The 18,099-nt window shown below is 72.0% G+C and carries 15 protein-coding genes; 9 read left to right on the plus strand and 6 right to left on the minus strand.

All coding sequences use genetic code 11. From position 1 onward, the window contains the following. Positions 1–45: 45 nt before the first annotated feature. Positions 46–2,679 carry a carboxypeptidase regulatory-like domain-containing protein gene (locus tag BUB75_RS29805; RefSeq protein ID WP_178380007.1) on the minus strand — a complete coding sequence of 878 codons (2,634 nt, stop codon included), beginning with the start codon at positions 2,677–2,679 and terminating at the stop codon, positions 46–48. A 247-nt stretch (positions 2,680–2,926) separates the two neighbouring features. Here BUB75_RS29805 and BUB75_RS29810 point away from each other — a divergent pair, with 247 nt between their 5' ends. Then, positions 2,927–3,253 carry a sterol carrier family protein gene (locus BUB75_RS29810; RefSeq protein ID WP_073261604.1) on the plus strand — a complete coding sequence of 109 codons (327 nt, stop codon included), beginning with the start codon at positions 2,927–2,929 and terminating at the stop codon, positions 3,251–3,253. On the opposite strand, the gene BUB75_RS29815 is transcribed toward BUB75_RS29810, so the two are convergent. After that, on the minus strand, positions 3,250–3,714 hold the full coding sequence (locus BUB75_RS29815; protein WP_073261460.1) for a cupin domain-containing protein: 465 nt from the start codon (positions 3,712–3,714) through the stop codon (positions 3,250–3,252). The genes BUB75_RS29810 and BUB75_RS29815 overlap by 4 nt on opposite strands. A gap of 333 nt (positions 3,715–4,047) precedes the next feature. Between BUB75_RS29815 and purF the strand changes: the two genes are divergently transcribed. Together purF and purM are read left to right on the plus strand one after the other, a co-directional pair. Next, the gene (purF, locus tag BUB75_RS29820) at positions 4,048–5,574 is read left to right on the plus strand and encodes an amidophosphoribosyltransferase (protein WP_073261462.1); all 1,527 of its coding nucleotides are present in this window, start codon (positions 4,048–4,050) and stop codon (positions 5,572–5,574) included. 70 nt (positions 5,575–5,644) lie between these two features. Further along, the gene (gene purM / locus BUB75_RS29825) at positions 5,645–6,778 is read left to right on the plus strand and encodes a phosphoribosylformylglycinamidine cyclo-ligase (RefSeq protein WP_425430905.1); all 1,134 of its coding nucleotides are present in this window, start codon (positions 5,645–5,647) and stop codon (positions 6,776–6,778) included. A 51-nt stretch (positions 6,779–6,829) separates the two neighbouring features. Here purM and tgmB read toward each other — a convergent pair whose 3' ends face one another. The 4 genes from tgmB to BUB75_RS29845 form a co-directional block, all read right to left on the minus strand. Next, the gene (gene tgmB / locus BUB75_RS29830) at positions 6,830–7,786 is read right to left on the minus strand and encodes an ATP-grasp ribosomal peptide maturase (protein WP_073261464.1); all 957 of its coding nucleotides are present in this window, start codon (positions 7,784–7,786) and stop codon (positions 6,830–6,832) included. 1 nt (position 7,787) lies between these two features. After that, positions 7,788–8,264: a putative ATP-grasp-modified RiPP gene (tgmA, locus tag BUB75_RS29835; protein ID WP_073261465.1), complete on the minus strand. Its 477-nt coding sequence runs from the start codon at positions 8,262–8,264 to the stop codon at positions 7,788–7,790. A gap of 392 nt (positions 8,265–8,656) precedes the next feature. After that, positions 8,657–8,851, minus strand: a complete 195-nt coding sequence (locus BUB75_RS29840) for a DUF3073 domain-containing protein (protein ID WP_073261466.1) — start codon at positions 8,849–8,851, stop codon at positions 8,657–8,659. Between the two features lie 218 nt (positions 8,852–9,069). Then, on the minus strand, positions 9,070–10,200 hold the full coding sequence (locus BUB75_RS29845) for a Leu/Phe/Val dehydrogenase (RefSeq protein ID WP_073261467.1): 1,131 nt from the start codon (positions 10,198–10,200) through the stop codon (positions 9,070–9,072). Between the two features lie 447 nt (positions 10,201–10,647). Between BUB75_RS29845 and bldC the strand changes: the two genes are divergently transcribed. From bldC to BUB75_RS29875, 6 genes are all read left to right on the plus strand, one after another. Further along, a complete protein-coding gene (gene bldC, locus BUB75_RS29850; protein WP_035858691.1) occupies positions 10,648–10,854 on the plus strand; it encodes a developmental transcriptional regulator BldC in 207 nt (68 codons plus the stop codon). Between the two features lie 276 nt (positions 10,855–11,130). Then, a complete protein-coding gene (locus BUB75_RS29855) occupies positions 11,131–12,552 on the plus strand; it encodes a tetratricopeptide repeat protein (RefSeq protein WP_073261468.1) in 1,422 nt (473 codons plus the stop codon). Beyond that, the gene (locus tag BUB75_RS29860) at positions 12,549–14,072 is read left to right on the plus strand and encodes an Hsp70 family protein (protein WP_178380008.1); all 1,524 of its coding nucleotides are present in this window, start codon (positions 12,549–12,551) and stop codon (positions 14,070–14,072) included. Before BUB75_RS29855 ends, BUB75_RS29860 begins: the two co-directional genes overlap by 4 nt. Before the next feature lie 232 nt (positions 14,073–14,304). Further along, positions 14,305–14,547 (plus strand): hypothetical protein, encoded by a 243-nt coding sequence (locus BUB75_RS29865; RefSeq protein ID WP_143175486.1) that lies wholly within the window; start codon positions 14,305–14,307, stop codon positions 14,545–14,547. A gap of 47 nt (positions 14,548–14,594) precedes the next feature. Then, positions 14,595–17,573: an FtsK/SpoIIIE domain-containing protein gene (locus tag BUB75_RS29870; protein ID WP_073261471.1), complete on the plus strand. Its 2,979-nt coding sequence runs from the start codon at positions 14,595–14,597 to the stop codon at positions 17,571–17,573. After that, a complete protein-coding gene (locus tag BUB75_RS29875; RefSeq protein WP_073261473.1) occupies positions 17,570–18,070 on the plus strand; it encodes a hypothetical protein in 501 nt (166 codons plus the stop codon). Before BUB75_RS29870 ends, BUB75_RS29875 begins: the two co-directional genes overlap by 4 nt. Positions 18,071–18,099: the final 29 nt, after the last annotated feature.

Here is an 18,099-nt window from a genome sequence, read left to right on the forward strand (position 1 = left end):
TCGGGGAGCTGAGCGCCGCCGGCCAGGGGTGGGCCGAGCGGACGCTCAGCGTTGGCCGTTCGGGGGCCAGTACTGCTGCGCCGACCACTCCGGTTCGGGCTGGTACTCCGGAGCGGGCGGGACGGGACCGGGCTGCTGCGGCGCGGCCTGCGGGTAGCCGCCGTAGGCGCCGTGCGGGGCCGGGTGGCCGGCCGGGGCCGGGGCCGGAGGCCCGCTCATCGGCGGCGTCGCGGGCTGGTAGCCCTGCGCAGGGTATCCCGGGTGGCCGGGCGTTGATCCGGGTGCCTGGGCCCACTGAGGGCCGCCGCCGTTGGGGCCCTGCCACTGTCCGTCGCTCTGCCACTGCCCGTCGTTCTGCTGCCATGCCTGGGTCGGGGCCGGCGCGGCGTAGCCGTTCGCGGGGGGCGCCGACGGGTGCGGCCCGGGGTAGCCGCCGTACGGCGGCGCCGACCCGGGATAACCGCCCGCGGGTGGGGCCGATGCGGGGTACGCAGCCGCGGGCGGCGCCGAAGCCGGGTAGGCCGGAGACGCGGCGGCGGGATAACCGGCAGCCGGCGGCCCAGAGGCCGGGTACGCAGCGGCCGGCGGCGCCGACGCCGGGTAGGCCGACGCTGGCGGCGCGGAGGCCGGGTACGCAGCGGCCGGCGGCGCCGACGCCGGGTAGGCCGACGCTGGCGGCGCGGAGGCCGGGTACGCAGCCGCCGGGGGCGCCGACGCGGGGAACGCGGCGGTCGGCGGGGCGGCGCCGGGGTACCCCGCAGCCGGAGGCGCCGACGCGGGGAACGCCGCGGTCGGCGGTGCAGCGGCGGAGTATGCGGACGTCGGGTACGCCGAGGCGGGGGGCGCCGACGCGGGGTGGGAAGCGGTCGGCGGTGCCGGGGCGGGGTAGGACGGGGGCGCGGACCACTGCGCGGTCGGCTGCATCACCGACGTGTGCGGTGGGCCGGGCGGCGTCGGGGGAACCTGGCCCGGCGCGGCGGGGTACCCCGCCGATGTGGCCGCGAGCGGCGGCCCGGACATCGGGGTCGGCTGGGGTGCGGCGGCCGGGGGTGTGTCCCAGCCCGCCAGCGGTGCCTCGGCGAGCGGCGGTTCGCCGTAGGCCGCTCGGCCCGGCGTCCCCCATTGCTGTTCGAAACCGGGATTGACCGCGGGCCAGGCCGTGGTGGGGTCGCTGGGCGCGACCGGTCTACCGGACACCGGGGCGGGAACACCGGAGGCCGGAACACCGGAAGCGGGAGCGTCCGACTCGGCGGGCGACGGGTCGATCGTGGGCCACTCCGCGGTGCGCTCGCCGGACGACGAGCCGTGGCCGGAGTCGCTGTCCGACCAGCCGCTGGGCGCGCCGGACACGTGGATCGGCTCGGTCGAGCGGTTCACGTAGGGCGCCTCGTCGGCGTTCTGCGCCCACCCGCCGGGCTGCCAGTTGCCCGCCGGCGGCGGCGCGCCCCAGACCGCGGTCGCGGCGGCACCCGCGGGCGCCTCGGCCCGGCCGAACGGGGGTTGGTTGGCGACCGTGGTCTCCGACAGCACGCTGTTCGGCACCCGCACCGGCATCGTCGGCATGATCGACTCGGCCGCGACCAGGTCGGGAAGCTCCTGCGGGCCGCTGCCAGGACCGCCGGAGTCCTTGTCCTTGCGCTTGTACATCCACCAGCCCAGAGCACCCAGGCCGCCGAGCGCCAGCACGATGCCGAGAACGACCAGCACGGTGTCCCACGGGAAGCCACCGTCGTCGGCCTTCAGCGCCTGCGGAGCCGGGCTGGTCGCCGGGGCCGGGCTGCTGGGCGCGGTCGAGGGGGTCGGGCTCGCGCTGGCGACCTGCTTGTCGAGCGCGAGTTGGACGCCGGTGATCGTGCCGTTCTGTGGCGTGACCGTCGTGCGGCTGACCTCGAAGCCGGCCATCGTCGCTTCGATCGTCACCTTGCTGCCGGCCAGCGGCGGGCTCGGTGTGCAGTTGAACGCACCGGCCGAGTCGGTGGTCGCCAGGCACGTGGTGCCGTTGACGTCGCGGGCGACGACGCTCACCCCGACGATCGGCTGCCCGGAGCTGCCGTCGACGATCGTGCCGTTGATCTGGGTGACGGCGGGCGGTGCGCCGGCGAGGTTGAGCGTGAACTGGCTGCTGTCGTTGGCCGGGTTCGGATCGTCGCCGCCGGCGTCGATCGTGATCTGGCCGGTCGCGCTGAACACGTCGGTCGGCTGCAGGGACCCGGCCGGTGGTGCGCCGATGACCAGCGTGAAGACGGTCGTCTTACCGACGTCGAGCTCGCTGACCGGGCACACCAGCACGGTCGGCCCATTGACCTGATTGCAGGGCGGGCTGCTGCTGGCCAGGTAAACGCCGCGGTCGCCGAACGGAATGACCACGTTCGCGTTGAACGCGTCGGCCTTCTTGTCACCGTCGTTCGTGACCGCGAACACGAGCGTCGCCGGCTGCCCGCCCGCCTGGCTCGCCAAGTTGCCCTGCCGGACCTCCAGCCGAAGGTCGGCGGGCTCCCCCGCGAACACCGGGGTGGTGGAGGGGAGGAAAACCAGGCCCGCCGCTGCGAGGGCAGCTAACAGGGCCGCGCCCAGCCGCCTTGCGTACCGCCGCACCACTGTCTCCCGCGTCTCCCGGGTCGCGCCCGGTGGCGCTCCGACCGTCTTACCCGACACCCGTCCGTTGGGGGGCTCAACCACCGCGCCCCTTCGGTGGTTGTACGACCGACAACTATGCCTTGCCAAGGAGGGCGATACCTAACGTCTCGGCGGTTTGCCCGAGTCACTCGGGGAACCTCCGTCCGCTCGGACCGATCTCCCTCGGCCGTCCGGGCCGTCAGGCGGTACCGATCGTTGCACGCCGGGGCGTCCGGGCGGTGCGACGCAACCGATCTGTGGACAGCGTTACGGTTCGGCTGTGGCGAAGGTGGTCGAAGATCCGGACGCCGTGGCGGCAGCCGTCGCGGCGTTGGACGCGGGTGAGTCGGTGGCGCCGCTGGTGCTCCGGAACGCGGTGCGGCATCTGCTCGGGGTGCTGGCCCGGAGCGCGCCCGGCAAGTCGGTCGAGGTGCGGGTGCCCCCGTACGGGGCCGTGCAGTGCGGCGACGGGCCGCGGCACACACGGGGGACACCGCCGAACGTCGTGGAGACCGACCCGGCGACGTGGGTGTCGCTGGCCACCGGGCGGACGACCTGGGCCGACGCGGTGGCGGCGGGCAAGGTGTCGGCGAGCGGCTCGCGCGCCGACCTGAGCGTCTGGCTGCCGCTGGCCTAGACGGCCGCGGCGGGTACCACCGGAACGGCGGACGTGCTCGTCACGATCCGCGGAGCGGCACCCCTCGGCGGCGAGGCCAGGTACACGGCCACCGCCCCCTCGCCCTCCACCGTGAGCCGGTGGGTGTCGCCCGGCCGGGTGCCGACCATGTCGCCGGCCGCGACCACGCGCTCGTCCAGGCCGTCGCGGGACGCCCGGGTCTCACGCAGCGCACCCGAAACCACGGCGACGGTGCCGAAGCCGCGCTCGTGGGCGTGCAGGTCGCTGGCGGCGTCCGGGCCGAGTTTCACCAGCCAGGCGTCGTAGAGGAAGTTGCCACGCAGCTCGATCGCGCTGCCGGTCGGCAGGTTCTCGAAGACTGTGGGATCAGTAACAGTGAGCAACGCCTCGGCTCGCTCGCGCAGGGCGGTGGGCGTCAGCGAGGAAGGGGCGAGCAGGTAGGGCTCGGGGAAGTCCAGCACGACGAATCCGTCTCCGGGGAATTGCCGGTACTCCCGATCAGGGCTCCGGCGAGTTGCCCGCGGCGTCCGAACGGACTGCGCGCGAGCCGGGCGGTCGTCAGCGACAACACTCGTCGTACACGTGGCCGCGCCGGCTCAGCCCCGAGCGGCCGGCGGTCGCCGGCAGCGGGACGAGGTACGGGGTCGCGGTCACGACGAAGAGTGAACCACATCCCGGGAGCCGGATACACCCCGGCGACGGGTGGGCGACAGTATGCAACATCCGCGGGCTCCTGCCGGAAACCCGGATCTCGCCGCGGCTCAACCGTCCCGATGGTCAACTAGACTGGCCGCGTGCTCCGTGGTGACGGCAAGCTGACGCACGAACTCGACCCCTCCGATACCGGCCCCCAGGACGCCTGTGGGGTCTTCGGCGTGTGGGCACCCGGTGAAGACGTCGCGAAGCTGACGTATTACGGGCTCTACGCGCTGCAGCACCGTGGCCAGGAAGCCGCCGGTATCGCGGTGAGCGCGGGCAACGGTGTCGTGGTCTACAAGGAGCTGGGGCTGGTGTCCCAGGTCTTCGACGAGACGACGCTGGCCAGCCTCCAGGGCCACCTCGCGATCGGTCACGCCCGCTACTCGACCACCGGCGGTTCGACCTGGGAGAACGCCCAGCCGACGCTGCGGTCGACGTCGGCCGGGACGTCGGTGGCGCTGGCCCACAACGGCAACCTGGTCAACACCGGTGAGCTGGCCCGGGCGGTCGCTGCCACCGGTATGACCTCGCAGGGCCCGGTGAGCACCAACGACACCTCGCTGGTGACGTCGCTGCTCGCGGCCGACCCGGATCGGTCGCTGGAGCAGGCGGCGCTCGAGGTGCTGCCGACGCTGCGCGGCGCGTTCAGCTTCGTCTTCATGGACGAGCACACGCTCTACGCCGCCCGCGACCCGCAGGGCGTCCGGCCGTTGGTGCTGGGGCGGCTCGAGCGCGGCTGGGTGGTGGCCAGCGAGACGGCCGCGCTGGACATCGTCGGCGCGAGCGTCGTCCGCGAGGTCGAGCCGGGTGAGCTGATCGCGATCGACGAGGGCGGCCTGCGCTCCGAGCGGTTCGCGATGCCCGAGCCCAAGGGCTGCATCTTCGAGTACGTCTACCTGGCCCGTCCCGACACCACGATCGCCGGTCGCGGAGTGCACGCGACGCGGGTGGAGATCGGTCGCCGGCTCGCCGCGCAGAACCCGGTGGACGCCGACCTGGTGATCCCGGTGCCCGAGTCCGGCACCCCGGCCGCGGTGGGTTACGCGCAGGCCAGCGGCATCCCGTACGGCATCGGCCTGGTCAAGAACTCCTACGTCGGCCGGACGTTCATCCAGCCGTCGCAGACGATCCGTCAGCTGGGTATCCGGCTCAAGCTCAACCCCCTGCGCGACGTCATCCGCGGCAAGCGGCTGGTCGTCGTCGACGACTCGATCGTGCGGGGCAACACTCAGCGGGCGCTCGTCCGGATGCTGCGCGAAGCCGGTGCGGTCGAGGTGCACGTGCGCATCTCGTCGCCGCCGGTGAAGTGGCCGTGCTTCTACGGCATCGACTTCGCGAGCAAGGCCGAGCTGATCGCCAACGGGCTCGACGCCGAGGGCGTCCGCGCGTCGATCGGCGCCGACTCGCTCGCGTACGTGTCGCTCGACGAACTCGTCGCCGCCACCGAGCAGCCGCGTAAGCGTCTCTGCATGGCGTGCTTCGATGGCAAGTACCCGATCGCATTGCCCGCGGACGACATGATCGGTAAGCACATGCTCGAGGGCATCGAGCGTGGTGTCGGTCGGGAGCCGCTGCCCCTGGTGGCTTCGCCAGGCGGAGCCGGAGCCCTCAGCCGGCCCTGAAGTCCCCTCAGTGGGCGTAGTAGTCGTAGGCCAATACGGGGCCGGAAAACATGGAGGCGGAGTGAAGGACGTGGTGACGTCCGGGGCGCCCACACAGAGTGGCGCCCGAGTGACGCGTACGTCACGCGATGCCACGAGCGGCGGCGACGCCGAGGCTGGTGCCTCGTACCGCGCTGCCGGGGTCGACATCGAGGCCGGTGACCGGGCCGTCGAGCTGATGCGGTCCAAGGTCAAGAAGACGTTCCGGCCCGAGGTGGTCGGGAACATCGGCGGGTTCGCCGGGCTGTTCGCCTTCGACACCGACAAGTACAAAAAGCCGGTGCTGGCCTCGTCCACCGACGGGGTCGGCACGAAGCTGGCCATCGCTCAGCAGATGAACATCCACGACACGGTCGGCATCGACCTGGTCGCGATGGTCGTCGACGACCTCGTCGTGTGTGGCGCCGAGCCGCTGTTCCTCCAGGACTACATCGCGATCGGCAAGGTCGTGCCGGAGAAGGTCGCGGACATCGTCGGCGGCATCGCGGACGGATGCCGGTGGGCGGGGTGCGCGCTGCTCGGCGGCGAGACCGCGGAGCACCCCGGCCTGCTGTCGCCGGACGAGTACGACATCGCGGCGACCGGCGTCGGCGTCGTGGATGCGGACTCGATCCTCGGTGCCGATCGGATCAAGGCCGGTGACCAGATCATCGCGCTGGCCTCGTCCGGGCTGCACTCGAACGGGTACTCGCTGGTCCGGCACGCGCTGCTCGCCGACGGCAAGATGCGGCTCGACCAGGTCGTTCCTGAGCTCGGGCGGCAGCGGACACTCGGCGAGGACCTGCTGACGCCGACCACGATCTACGCGCAGGCGTGCCTCGCGGTGATCGAGGAGTGCGAGGTGCACGCGCTCGCGCACATCACCGGCGGCGGGCTGGCGGGGAACGTCGTCCGGGTGATCGGTGAGGACGTCGACGCGGTCATCGACCGGGCGACGTGGCGGCCGCAGCCGATCTTCGACCTGATCGGGACGATCGGTCGGGTGACCCGGCCGGAGCTGGAGCGGACGTTCAACATGGGGGTCGGGATGGTGGTCGTGGTGCCGCCGGACCAGGCCGACCGTGCGGTGGCGTCGTTCTCGGCCCGGGGCGTCAAGGCCTGGGTTGCCGGCGAGATCGTCTCCGGCACCGGCAACGTCCGCCTGGTCGACTCGCATCCTTCCTGAGTTGACGCGAACCCGGGCTCTACGGTCGCCGTAGAGCCCGGTTTTGCGTCGTCACGTGGGGGCGAGCGCCGACGTGATGGCGGCGCAGATCTCGAGGCCGGTTTCGTGCTCGATCCAGGCCCACTGGCCGTTGGGGTTGAGATCGAGGAAGTACCACTCGCCGGACGGCGTCACCGCGAAGTCCACCGCGGCGAACCGCAGGCCGAGCGTCCGCATCATCCGGCACAGCCCGTCCCGCACGCTCCCCGGAACGCTCGTGACCGCGTACTCGATCGCGTCGTAGTCGCTGCGCCAGTCGATCTGACCGGCCGCTGACCGGGCCGTCAGCGCCGCCGCGAAGAACTGCTCGTCGACGACCGTGAGCCGCACCTCGTAGGCCTTCTCCAGGTGCTCCTGGAACAGGTGGGCGGTCAGCCGGATCGCGTCGTCCTCGAGTTCCTCGGCGGCGACCGGCGACGTGTAGACGAACATCCGGCGCCCGTCCCGCTCCGACGTCGAGGAGAACGGCTTGTACACCACGGGGCCGGTCTGCCGCGCGAAGCGCTGGGCGGCGTCCGGATCGTTGGTGATCAGCGTGCGGGGCACCGAGAGGCCGGCCGTACCGGCCGTGGCCAGCTGTACCGGCTTGTACTCGGCGTAGCCGATCCGGCTGGGGTGGTTCAGCCAGTTCGGGACCGTGGCCAGCAGCCCGCCGAGACCGATCCGCGCCTCCAGCTCGGCCCACTGCCGGTCGGCGCCGTCCATCGGCGGGAACGCGAACGCGGACGGGCGCCGGTAGTAGGCCCCGCAGACGTCGCCGAGGTCGACCGACCGGGACGCCGAGCGCAGCGTCGTCTCCCAGCCGTCGGCGGATCGTGCCCCGCCGAACTCCGCGGTGAGCGTGAGCCGGGTGGGGAAGTCCGCGGTGTCCACCCGATGGACGGCGACCCCGCGCTCGGTGAGTGCGGTCACCACCAGGTCCGCGGTGGGGTCGAGCCGTTCGGTCAGGATCAGGACGGTGGGCGGCACGTCAGGACGACTTGTCGTGGATCTCGTCCTCGCGCGGAATCTGGCCGGTCGTCCGGAGCGTCAGCCCCATCGAGTGGTGGATCAGCGGCGTCCAGCCGGCGCCGTCCCTGGCCAGCGCGGTCTGGGTGTCGTCGTCGTAGGCGATCGCGTCCAGCGGAAGGTCGACGGCACCCTGGGGGCGCGTCGCGAAGCGGAGCCCGAACGGCTGCTCGGTGGCGGCCTCCGGCGCTTCCGGGACCGCTAAGGCAGCAGCGGGCCGCTCGTCGGGGTCGTGACCGGTCTTCACACCGTCGCTGGCGAGCAGATTGCCCGACCGGAGAGTCATCGTCGCGAGATCCGCGGTGGCGCGCCCCAGGGGCAGCTGGTCGCTGATCGGGAACACCGCCGCGTACGCCGCGTGCTGGCTGGTCACGAACGTCTCCTTCTCCAGGGCCCGGCATGCCGGGGAGGCGCCGACCGGCCGGGCGGCTTCGGGCATCGCACCCGAGTGTTCCCCCGCGCCGCCACGTGCCGGCGGAAGACGACCAGCTGTGCGCGAAAGTACCGTCGGATGCGACGAACGGCGCAAACAGGGACTGACCAGGCTTGCACCGTTCATAGCTCCGCGGCCAGCATCTCAGAACCGCAGCAGCGGGCGACCGAAGATCCCGCACTCAGTCACCGTGAGGTGACTCTCCCCACCCTTCGGTGGGGGCCGCGATTCTCGCGTGAGCGTTCTCCCACGCACCTCGACGCCTCGTCGGCCTCCACCCGCCCTGCCACGAAACGCCGCGCCGGAGTGCCGGCGCGGCGATGGTTGGGACGACCTAGGGCCGGAGCCGTCAGTCGTTGACCAAGCCAGTGGCGGGAACGTCGCTACTGGTTCGCGGCTCAGCGCCGCGGTGCCCAGTCGTCTTCGTCGTAACGACCCGAGTACTCATCTTCGTACTCGTCGTCATCCGTGGAGGCGGAACTGGGGGAACTCGAAAGCTCCCGTTGGAGAGCGTCGAGGTCGGTGTTGGGAGAGCTGTACTTCAGCTCACGCGCGACCTTCGTCTGCTTAGCCTTAGCACGGCCGCGCCCCATTGGCTCGACCCCCTCGCACAGGTGTATCGGGGCGTCATGCGAGAGGCCCCGGATGATGGCATGTCTCGTACTGACACCGTACCGTCCCCGCCCAACGTTCGGCACCTCGCGGGTTGGGCCGATCAGCTCTCGGGCAACGACGGACGATGTTAGCCGTGCCCGGACGAGCGTCGTCGTCCTCGAACAGCGGCCGAGGGAGCAAGCTTACGTGATGCGCATCACACCCGCGTCATCATGCCGGTGGCGCCGGGCGGTGCACCGCTGACCAGGATCGATCGCAGCCTTCCGACCTGGGACATTCGCTGTTCGGCGAGCCGGTCGGCGGCGGCTGCCGGGGTGGTCCCGTCGGTCTCGGCGCGGCGGAACACGGCGAGCGTCGTCTCGTGGATGCCCGCCGCCCGGCGCTTCGCCCGCTCGAAGACGAAGCCCTCGATCTCGTCCGCGACCTGGATCACACCGCCCGAGTTCACGACGTAGTCGGGCGCGTACAGGATCCCGCGGTCGGCGAGCAGCTTGTCGATGCCGGGGTGGGCCAGCTGGTTGTTCGCGCCGCCACAGACGATCTCGGCCTGCAGTGCCGGGACCGTCTCGTCGTCCAGCGCGCCACCGAGCGCGCACGGGGCGTACACGTCGACCGCGGTGCCGACCAGCGCGACCGGGTCGACGACGTCGATCGTCGGGAACTTCGCGACGAGCGCCTCGACCGCAGCGGTGTTCACGTCCGCGACGAGCAGGTGCGCGCCTGCCTCGACGAGCAGCGCCGCGAGGTGCCTGCCGACCTTGCCGACACCGGCGATGCCGACCCGGCGGCCGGCCAGCGACGCGGTGCCCCACCGGTGGGCGGCCGCGGCCCGCATGCCCTCGTAGACGCCGAACGCGGTCAGCACCGAGGAGTCGCCGGCGCCGCCGTGCTCGGGTGAGCGGCCGGTGACAAAACGGGACTCGCGGGCCACCACGTCCATGTCCGCGACGACCGTCCCGACGTCACAGGCGGTGAAGTACCGGCCGCCCAGCGACTGCACGAAGCGCCCGTAGGCTCGCAGCAGCGGCTCGGTCTTGTCGGTGGCGGGGTCACCCCAGATCACCGCTTTGCCCCCGCCGTGGTCGAGCCCGGCCATCGCGTTCTTGTAGGCCATCGCCCGGGACAGTTCGAGCACGTCGTGGACGGCGTCGGCCTCGGTGCGGTACGGATGGAACCGGGTCCCGCCGAGCGCGGGACCGAGCGCCGTCGAGTAGATCGCGATGATCGCCCGCAGGCCGGTGGCCTGATCCTGGCAGAACACCACCTGTTCGTGACCGGTCGCTCCCGGTTCGCCGGGGGCGGCGGAATTCGGTGCGAAAACGCCCATCGCCACTCCTTCCACGACGCTTACCACCCTAGGCCGGGCCTACAGATCGGGTGCCCGACAGCGGACCCGGTCAGTCGCCCGGAAAGGGGAACACACCTCGGCCGATCGACAGGTACGTCCGGCAAAGGGACGGTCACGGAATGAAGGCGGATGGGTGGGCTAGTCGGGACAGACCGCCACTTCCGACGACATGGTGGATCCGTATTGGCCGAACGGTTGACATGCGCCAAATTCGCCGTCGAATAGGGGCCTACCTGCGGATACAGTCGCCCTACCGACCCTTCGGACTACCGTCAGTAAACGGCCGGTATGCGCACTGTCCCACTATTAGGCCGGATCGGTACGCAGGATCATCCTTTCGGCCCATGTCGGGCAAGGCGGACACCCGGGAGCATGGAGGGCAATGCGGCGCCCTCCCCGCCGCATACCCCTCTGAAGGAGATTTCGATGGCTACCCGTACCCCCGAATCGGAGCCGCTGCTGACCCCGGCCGAGGTCGCGACGATGTTCCGGGTCGACCCGAAGACCGTCACCCGGTGGGCGAAGGCCGGCAAGCTCAGCGCGATCCGGACGCTCGGCGGTCACCGCCGCTACCGCGAGTCGGAGGTCCGGGCCCTCCTGGCCGGCATCCCGCAGCAGCGGACCGGCGACTGAACTCTTCCGGTGCGCGACCAGCTGCCCCCACAGCCACTTTGGTCGCTCAGTCCGGCAAGCGCGGCTCACGACACCTCCGTCGTGGGTCGCGCTTCTGTTTGTCAGGACCGGGATTCCGCCGTCCCTGGCGGGTATGGACGGTCGAAGGGACGCTGACGGTGCGCGCGAGGTTATAGTCCGAGCACGAGCGTGACCGCCACCGCCGGGCGTTTCCCCGGGCGGCAGACACTGGAACGGCCGCGCCCGGGCGGCGCAACGAAAAGCGGAGGTCGCGCAGTGGGCAGCCTCGGGTCCGACGGGCCGACCGGCCCCGGTCCGGCGGCCGACGGTGACCACCACGCGCTGCTCGGTCTGGATCGGAACGCGGACGAGGCGACGATCCGCCAGCGCATCACGACCGAGCGCCGGAAGTGGCGCCGCCGCACCACCGCACCCGACATCAACGCCCGCCAGGAAGCGGAGCGGTGGATGCAGGCGCTGGACGCCGCCGAGCGCGCGCTGCTCCCGGCCGGGCCCCCGTCGACGAGCGCGCACGGCGCCTCCAGCGCTCCGCACGCCGCCGAGGCGACCGAGCCGCCGGAGACGCCGCCGGCCGCACAGCGTCCCGGGCCGCCACCGGTCGCGCCCGCCGCTCGCGAATGGCTGGTCCGGGCCGTCGAGCAGCTCAAGGGCGGCCAGTCCGACCTCGCGATCTTCACCGCTCGCCGCGCCGTCGACGAGGATCCGCAGAACGCCTACGCGTGGTCGGTGCTGGCCGACGCGGCGGCTCGCTCCGACGACTCGGAGACCGCGAACTCGGCGATCGAACGGGCGCTGGCGCTGGAGCCGGAATCCGCCCACCTGCACGCCGAACGGGGCTGGATCCTCGACCGCGGAGGGCGTCCGGAACGTGCGGTGGCCGCCTACCGCACAGCGGCCGAATTGGACCCGAGCCGGATCGACTACCGGGTCCGCATCGTCACCGCGCTGCTGCGGGCCGGACGCGTGGACGAGGCCGTCCGGGACGCCGAGGACGCCTACCGCCTCCGTCCGGACGACGGTGACGTGCGCACGGCGCTGGGCACCGCGCTGGCCGAGCGCGCCGTCGCCGCACAGCACGAGCTGCCGGACGGGCGCCTGGTGATCGCCAGCGAGGCTCAGGCCAGCTACGTGCTGGCGCTGGCCAGCCGGGGCATCTCGGTTCGCCCGGCCGACCCGGCGGTCCTGGAGGACCTCGAGCAGCAGCGGGAGTACGCCCGGCGGGCACGCCGCCGCCGGTTCTCCCCGAACGCGTTCCGCCGCAACTGGCGCTGGCCGGTCGGGCTCGGACTGCTGCTGGTGTCGGGCTGCTGCTGCGCCCCGAACATCTACCGGGCCAGCCAGACCGGAGACCTCGTCCAGCAGGCGTTCGCCGTCGGCGTCCTGATCGTCGTGCTGACTTTTGTCGGCGCGCTGCTGTACACCTGCTACGAGCCGGTCTACAAGCGCAACGCGGCGCTGATCGCCGAGACCGTGCCACGGCGGGTCGGCCGCGGCCCCGGCGACCGTCAGGGCGGCGGAAAGGGCCGCGAGGGTGGGGCGGGCGGTGGTTCGTTCCGCCCGGAGCCCGGGGATCCGGCGCCCCGTACCGATGACACCGGCATTCCCGAGAGCCGGGGTAAGGGCCGCCGCGGGCTGCGGTGGCCGAGCCGCGGCGGAGGGGCAGGGGGGATGGCGTGAGCGCGATCGGGATCGACCTCGGAACCACGTTCTCGGCGGCAGCCGCCGTCGCGAAGAACGGCGAGCCGTACATCCTGCACAACCGGGAGGGCCACCCCACGACCCCGTCGGTCGTCTGCTTCCGCGGCAACAAGCCGATGGTCGGGCTGGCCGCCCGCCGCGCGGTGACCGCGGCACCGGCCGACTGCGTCGAGTTCGTCAAGCGGCACATGGGGGACCCCACCTGGCGGTTCCCGACGTCGACCGGCGAGGAGTACAGCGCCGAGCAGATCAGCGCGCTGATCCTCAAGCGGATCGCGGAGGACGCCTCGGCGGCGCTCGGCGCCCCGGCGTCGGAGGCCGTGATCACGGTGCCGGCGTACTTCGACGACGCCCGCCGCAAGGCGACCGCCGACGCGGGCGAGATCGCGGGCCTGGACGTCCTGCGGGTGCTCAACGAGCCGACCGCGGCCGCGCTGGCGTTCGGCTACAACGCCGACCGCGAGGAGACGCTGCTCGTCTACGACCTCGGCGGCGGCACGTTCGACTGCACGGTGATGCGGATGGGCTACGGGCGCTTCGACGTGCTGGCCACCGCGGGCGACCGGAACCTCGGTGGGTTCGACTTCGACAACGCGCTGATGATCCACGTCTCCGAGCTCATGCAGAAGGCGACCGGCCTCTGGCTGCTGGCGCCGGGACTGGACGACGGCGAGACCGAGGCGATCCTGCGGGAGCACTGCGAGCAGGCCAAGCGGCAGCTCTCCACGCTCCCGGAGGCCAAGATCGCCGTGGAGGTCGACAGCGGCGAGCACGTCGTCACGGTGACCAGGCCGACGTTCGAGGCCCTCACCCGGCCGCTGCTGCGCCGGACCGAGGAGATCGTCCAGGAGGTCATGGAGGAGGCCGGGGTCGGCTTCGGCCGCCTGGGCAGCGTCCTGATGGTCGGTGGATCCACCCGGATGCCGATGGTCACGGCGATGGTCGAGAAGGTCACCGGCGTGCGCGCCGACCGATCGGTGCACCCGGACGAGGCGGTCGCGCTCGGGGCGGCGGTCCTGGCCGACGTGCTCTCGAACGCCCGGCGCCACCCGGAGGGCCGTCCACGCCGGACCGTGACCGTCAACGACGTCACCTCGCAGGGCGTCGGGGTGGTCGCGAGGGCGCGGGAGAGCGGCGAACAGGTCAACTCGATCGTCATCCCACGTAACACACCGATCCCGTGCCAGGGCAGGCGTCGCTTCCGCACGTTGGCCGAAAACCAGCGAGAAGTGTTACTGGTAGTCACTGAGGGCGACGATCCGGACCTCCGCTTCGCCACGGTCGTGGGATCCGCCCGGCTAGCGATCCCGCAGAAGACCGGCGCGGTCGAGTTCGACATCGTCATCGCTTACGACGAGGACGGGATCATCCACATCACGCTGACCGAACCCGAGGACGGCGAGCAGATCGCGGAATTCGAGATCGACCGCCAGGCCAATCTGGACGCCGCTGACATCCACCGGATGCGAACCGCGCTCCGGAGCCTGGAGGTCGGCTGACTCCGCCTTCTCGCCGACAGTTACTCTCAGTCGTCGTCGTGACGCTTGCCACGCGTACAGACGTGGAAGTGTCGTTACAGGTTGCGGTTGGATGGTCCGGACGCGATCGGGGTCGGGATCCGGGAGGCCGGGTTAGAGCCCAGGTCGAACGGCTACCCTACTCACAGGCGGTTCGCCGAAGGGCACTGAAAGTGAGGAATAGTCAGTGTCGACGCAATCGAGGCTCGTCCAATTGCGACAGCAAGTTGCCGCGCTCTCCGATCGGTCCACGAAGCTGTCGCAGCAACTCGTGGCCATGAAGCAGAACTTCACGGTGACGATCTCCGCAGTTCAGGGGACGATCGGCGGTTCGGCGCGCCGCACCGACCAGAACATGGTGGCCGCTCTCCAAGCCGCCGAAAAGAAGCTCGACGAGGCCTCAGCCGCCCTCCTGCAGGTCTCGTCCGAAGGTAAGAAGTTCGCCGGGACCCTGTAGCGCCGGTACGCGATCCACCAGAGGCGACCCAGGAGACGACACGTCGGATGATGCCTCCACGCACGAACCAGCCCGGTGGCGGTCAGGCTGGCGGGAGCGGGCCGGGCACCCGCCGGGCCGGTGGACGCTGGTCGCGTGCCCGGCGCGACAAGGCTGACCCGCAGGGCACTCCGCGGTCCGACAACCACCGGTCGGCCGGCACGTCGCCGCTGAGCGACCCGGAGGACACGACCGACCCGCTGCCCGCCGAGGAACGCCAGATCCGGACGACGTTCCTGCGGTTGCGGGGCACCGCGGACGCGCTCCTCGCCGCCGCCGACGCCGGGCGCAGCGCCGCCACCGGTGCGTACGAGATCGCCGAGCGCGACGCCGCCCGCCGTACCCACCGTGCCGTCCAGAAGGCCGAAGCCGACGCCGACAACGCGTACGAGGAGGCGCGCGACACGCTGGCCAACCGGGTCGGCCGGATCGCGCCGTTCGCCGCCTCGGCCGACTGGGACGCCCCGGGTTGGCGCTCCGACGACTGGCTGGGCACCGGCCCTGCCCGCTACGTCCGCATCGGGTCGTTGTCCGTGCCGGGAGCCGATCCGCGGCAGAGCGGTGCGCACCCCGATCAGCTGCCCGCGCTGGTCCCGCTGCTCGACGTCGGGTCGCTCGGCTTGATCGCCGAGGGCGACGACAAGGACTGGCCGATCCGCACCATGCACTCGGTGCTGCTGCGCGCGCTGGCCGCCGCACCGCCCGGCCGGCTGGAGATCGTCACCTACGACCCGCGGATCCGGGGCGTCACGAGCCCGTTCGCCGCGCTGCGCAAGGCGGGCAACGACCTGCTGGCCGACCCGCTGGCGACGCCGAACGAGCTGCTCGCGCGTCTGACGCTGCTGCGTGCGGCGGTGATGCGGGTGGCCGAGCTGGCCGGCGCGCACGGCGTCCCCGACCTCGCGACGCTGACCGAGGTGACCGGCGTCCAGCCCGAGCCGTACCGGCTGGTCGTCGTCTGCGACTACCCGTACGGCGTCGACAGCCGGGCGCAGACCGAGCTGATCCGGCTGGCCGAGGGCGGTCCGCACCGCGGCGTCTCGCTGCTGGTCCACCACGATCCGCGGGTCGTTCCCGACGACGGCGTCAACCCGGCCGAGCTGCTGCGGCACCTCAACGTCGCGCGGGGCCGGAACTCGGCGATCACGGTCAACGCGCTGCCCGCGGTCACCGTGCGGCCCGACCAGCCGCCGCCGCGCGAGCTGATCGAACGGGTGTCGGCCCGCGTCGCCGAGGGTGCTCGCCGCGGTGCCGCGCCGGTCGTCGAATTCGAGCCGTTGCTGCCCGAGCCGGACAAGCTGTGGACCGAGGACGCGATCCGCGGCATGACCGCGAAGATCGGGCGGGCCGGCCTGGACACGGTCGAGCTGGAGCTGCGGGGCTCGGACCCGTCGCTGCCGAACGTCCTGATCGGGGGCGCTTCCGGGCAGGGCAAGTCGAACCTGCTGCTGGTGCTGCTGCACTCGATCGCGGCCTCGTACTCGCCGGACGAGGTCGCGATGTTCCTGCTCGACTTCAAGGACGGCCTGGAGTTCGACCGCCTCGGGCCGCGGCCGGGGCGTCCGTGGCACCTGCCGCACGCCCGCGTGCTGGGCCTGGAGGGCGACCGCGCGTTCGGGCTGGCGGTGCTGCGCTACCTGGACGGGGAGTTCCGCCGCCGTGCCGAGCAGTTCCGGCTGGCCGGTGCGAACGACCTCGCCGGGTATCGGACGCTGCGCCCGAACGAGACCGTGCCCCGGCTGCTGCTGGTCATCGACGAGTTCCAGGTGCTGGTGGCCGAGGACGACGACATCGCCCGCGCGTCGATCGTGATCCTCGAGACGCTGGCTCGCCGGGGTCGTGCGGTCGGTGTCCACCTGGTGCTCGCCTCGCAGACGCTCTCCGGCATCGAGACGCTGGTGACCAAGGAGCGGTCGATCTTCGGTCAGTTCCCCTGGCGGGTGTCGCTCAAGACCGAGGCCAGCGAGTCCGAGGCGGTGCTCGGCAGGCAGAACACCGAGGCCGCGCAGCTGCGGTTCCGCGGTGAGATCGTGTTCAACCGCGAGTACGGCGACCCGGCCCACAACCGGCGCGGTGTGGTCGCGTACGCGGACGAGCAGCGTCTGGACGCGCTGCGGCGGACGCTCTGGGAGAAGGCCGGACGCCCGGCGGCGCCCCGGGTCTTCTACGCCGCGCGCCCGTCCGACCCCAACCTGCTCACCGCCGCACTCCAGCGGGTCCTGACCGACGCGCCACCCGGCGACGACACCAAGTTCGCGCTGCTCGGGCTCCCGGTGGACGTCGACCCGGCGCCGGTCGCGTTCGGGCTCACCGCCGACCCCGGCCGCACGCTCGCGGTGGTCGGCGACGGCCGCGACGACGCGTTCGGCACGCTGGGCGCGGTGGTCTGGTCGCTGGCCGCGCAGCACGTCCGCGGGGGTGCCGAGTTCGTGCTGCTGGACGCCGTCGGCGGCGACGCGGGCTCCCCGGAGACCGCGCTGCTCGCCGAGGCCGCAGGCGCGTACGACCACGGGGTGACGCGGTACACCGGCGGCGCGGTCGGGGGTGGCCTCTCCGAGCTCGCCCGGATCGTCGACGAGCGGATCGCGAGCGGCGGCAAACACGCCGACCTCACCGCGGAGCGACGTCCGATCTACGTGCTCGGGATCGGCCTGCACCGCGCGGCGCGGCTGGACCACTACGACGACACCGGCACGGTGCCCACCGATGCCCTGCGGACGCTGGTGCGCGAGGGGCCGCTGGTCGACGTCCACTTGATCGGGTGGTGGAACAGCCTGAGGGTCTTCAGCGAGCACGTCGGCTACGAGTACGCGCCGCTGGTCGGCGGTTACGTGTTCCTGCGGGTGCCGGAGGCGGACGTGCAGGGTGTGCTCGGGCCGTACCTGCGGTACCAGGCGCAGCTGCACCGTGGCCTGTTCTGCGACCTCTCGCACGGTGGCCGGCCGGTGCCGGTCGTGCCGTTCGGTCTGCCGGAGCGTGGGCGATGAGCAGACAAGCGCCCATCGATCCGGAATGGACCGATTACCTGGCGGCGGTCAACCAGCTGGCGAACCTGCCGAACCTCGCCGACGAACGCCGGCGCAGCGCGAAAGCGGACGAGGAAACGGCGATCGCCCGCGCGAAAGGTGCGCAGGAGCTCGCGCTCAAGGCCTGCGACGACTGGCTCGTCTACGCCAAACGAACGCTCTCCAACGCCGAGGCGCGGCTGGTCGCGGCGCACATCCTGGTGCCGGACGCCTCCGCCGCGCCGACGATCGCCTACGACTCGCCGGAGCCGCTGGTCGAGGGCCTCGCAGAGCTGGACAAGAAGCTGGCGACCGAGGTGGCCGGGCTGAACGAGGCACGGCGAGCCGGACGCGCGCGGGCCATGGAGCGAGCCGCCGAAGCCGCGCGGAAAGCTGCGCTGCGGAAAGAACTACTCCGCATCGGCGGCATCATCGTCCTCATCATCCTGGGCGCGCTGCTCCTACGCGTAATCTTCTAATCACGGACCTGGAGCCGGCCTCGCCCCGT

The sequence above is a fragment of the Cryptosporangium aurantiacum genome, assembly GCF_900143005.1.
In the GTDB taxonomy this organism is placed as follows: Bacteria; Actinomycetota; Actinomycetes; order Mycobacteriales; family Cryptosporangiaceae; genus Cryptosporangium; species Cryptosporangium aurantiacum.

What these genes read in the sequence shown, in the direction of transcription:
- tgmA (WP_073261465.1), bottom strand. Translation starts at nt 8,264, where the DNA reads ATGCCCGAAGCCGCCCGGCCGGTCGGCGCCTCCCCGGCATGCCGGGCC.
- BUB75_RS29840 (WP_073261466.1), bottom strand. Translation starts at nt 8,851, where the DNA reads ATGGGGCGCGGCCGTGCTAAGGCTAAGCAGACGAAGGTCGCGCGTGAG.
- BUB75_RS29845 (WP_073261467.1), bottom strand. Translation starts at nt 10,200, where the DNA reads ATGGGCGTTTTCGCACCGAATTCCGCCGCCCCCGGCGAACCGGGAGCG.
- bldC (WP_035858691.1), top strand. Translation starts at nt 10,648, where the DNA reads ATGGCTACCCGTACCCCCGAATCGGAGCCGCTGCTGACCCCGGCCGAG.
- BUB75_RS29870 (WP_073261471.1), top strand. Translation starts at nt 14,595, where the DNA reads ATGATGCCTCCACGCACGAACCAGCCCGGTGGCGGTCAGGCTGGCGGG.
- BUB75_RS29875 (WP_073261473.1), top strand. Translation starts at nt 17,570, where the DNA reads ATGAGCAGACAAGCGCCCATCGATCCGGAATGGACCGATTACCTGGCG.